The following is a 1,572-nucleotide window of genomic DNA, read 5'->3' as shown; positions in this document are numbered from 1 at the left end:
GTCCGCACGTGGATGAAGCCTGGATCAATCTCGGCGCCACCAAGATCGGCTACGAGATCAGCTTCAACAGATACTTTTATCAACACAAGCCGCTACGCTCGCTCGAAGAGGTCACGCACGATATTCTTGCGCTGGAGGCCGAAACCGAGGGGCTGCTTAAGAGGCTGGTCAGTTTTGACAGAGATACGCAGGGGGAAGGGTAGTGATCTTGCGTGGATTGTCAGTTGAGTGGCTGAAAGTGGAGGCTGGGTGATGGAGCAACTGGCCTTTCCAAAATACGAGAACTACAAGCCAAGCGGCATAGAATGGGTTGGTGAAATTCCTGCTCACTGGGGTACACAGAAAGGAAAATGGTTATTCAAAAAGGTGGAGCGACCTGTACGCCCAGAGGACAAAATCGTCACAGCTTTTCGAGATGGCACTGTAACTCTGCGATCAAACCGACGAACTGAAGGTTTCACCAATGCTATTCAGGAGCACGGTTACCAGGGTATCCGTAAGGGCGATCTTGTGATTCACGCTATGGATGCTTTTGCCGGGGCCATTGGGGTTTCCGACTCTGAAGGAAAAGCCACACCAGTTTATGCGGCATGTGTTGGTAGGGGGGAATTTAAAACCAACAACCAGTATTTCGCTTATCTGCTTAGATTCATTTCTAAAGCCGGATACATCTTAGCATTGGCTAAGGGCATTCGTGAACGTTCGACTGATTTTCGATTTAACGATTTTGGAAAACTGCTTTTACCTTTACCGCCGAAAGCGGAACAAGACCGCATCGCCAACTTTCTCGACCGGAAAACCGCCGAAATCGATGAAGCCATCGCCAAGAAACTGCGCCTCATCGAGCTGCTGAAAGAGCAAAAGGCCATCCTGATCAATCAGGCCGTGACCAAGGGCTTGAACCCTGATGCGCCCATGCGGGATAGCGGGGTGGAGTGGATTGGGGAGGTGCCGAAGCACTGGGAAATAAAAAGGCTCGGTTTCCTTGCAAAAATGCTTCAAACTGGGCCGTTTGGAAGCCAGCTCCATCAAGAAGATTACATAGAAGATGGGATTCCCGTTATCAATCCATCCCAGCTTAGCAATGGGAAAATAGTTCCTGATTCTAAGACCACCGTGTCAGAAAAGACGGCTAGGCGTCTCCATCGCCACATGACGATGGTCGGGGACATTATCTTCGCTCGTAGAGGTGAGATGGGAAGGTGTGGGTTAACGACCCAAGGCCACGAAGGTTACATCTGTGGGACGGGCAGTATCTTATTCAGACCAAATAAACTCGCAGATTCTGTATTTCTCACTATCGCCTTGGGTAGCGATTTCATAAGACGATTCCTTCAGTTTGTCTCAGTTGGTGCAACAATGGATAATTTAAATACTTCCATTCTTTCAAAAGTGCCAATACCCATTCCTCCGAAAGAAGAGCAATTACGAATAATTGATGCTGTTGTTCAGATTCAAGCAGAGCATCAAGAAGTAGCTAAAACATTACAGATTGGCATCAACCAGCTTTATGAATTTAAGCAAAGTGCAATTGCTAGCGTTGTCACCGGAAAAATCAAACTATAAGGACAT

2 protein-coding genes are annotated in these 1,572 nt (G+C 47.8%); both read left to right on the top strand.

Annotated features, from left to right (window positions below; translation table 11 throughout):
- Window positions 1-203, top strand: a 203-nt coding sequence (locus ACOCD2_RS19335; protein ID WP_419589941.1) for a hypothetical protein, incomplete at its 5' end; no start/stop codon positions are given.
- A gap of 49 nt (window positions 204-252) precedes the next feature.
- Entirely contained in the window at window positions 253-1,566 is a 1,314-nt protein-coding gene (locus ACOCD2_RS19330) for a restriction endonuclease subunit S (protein ID WP_419583616.1), read from the top strand.
- Window positions 1,567-1,572 lie beyond the last annotated feature (6 nt).

This window comes from Thiolapillus sp., assembly GCF_048562965.1.
Taxonomy (GTDB): Bacteria; Pseudomonadota; Gammaproteobacteria; order Chromatiales; family Chromatiaceae; genus Thiolapillus; species Thiolapillus brandeum_A.
Note: the sequence above shows the minus strand (reverse complement) of the source record. Positions and strands in the feature narration are given on the sequence as shown.

Excerpts from the sequence above, each read along its gene's own strand:
- ACOCD2_RS19330 (WP_419583616.1), top strand. The coding sequence starts at position 253 with ATGGAGCAACTGGCCTTTCCAAAATACGAGAACTACAAGCCAAGCGGC.